This window comes from Micromonospora sp. ALFpr18c, assembly GCF_008868155.1.
Taxonomy (GTDB): Bacteria; Actinomycetota; Actinomycetes; order Mycobacteriales; family Micromonosporaceae; genus Micromonospora.
On the sequence record NZ_WBKR01000510.1, the window covers coordinates 1 to 435 of the forward strand.

Here is a 435-nt window from a genome sequence, read left to right on the forward strand (position 1 = left end):
AGCGACTCGGCGTTGTCGCGATTGGCTTCTACGAAATAGAACACGAACTCGCGGTGCCGCATCTGTGGAAAATAGCGATGATCGAGAAGATGCCGTAGGGCCACGAGGGGTGACCCTTCGGCACCATCGTTATACCGCCCCCTGCCGGCAAAGCCGTCTAGGAAGACCACGCGTCCGTTCCAACTCGACAAGATGGGAAACCAACCGTCCAGGTAGCGGCCCAGCATGTCGTGCTTCGCCTTGGTGTGCGGCGGGCAGTCCCACTTTGAGGTATCAGAGTCGCTGACCATGGCAGTCCTCCCCATCGATGCCCTGGGCGAGATCTTCTCACGCTAAGCGCATCAGTGGTAGCTGTTAGTGATTGCCCGTTTGTGCTAGGGCTTCGCCTGTTCGCGCTTCAGCCGACAGGACTTTCAAGTCCATGGGATGCGGCGC

1 protein-coding gene is annotated in these 435 nt (G+C 59.1%); it reads right to left on the reverse strand.

Annotated features, from left to right (window positions below; genetic code table 11):
- Positions 1-290: three-Cys-motif partner protein TcmP (gene tcmP / locus F8271_RS31880; RefSeq protein ID WP_151493456.1), on the reverse strand; the 290-nt coding region annotated here is incomplete at its 3' end.
- Positions 291-435: the final 145 nt, after the last annotated feature.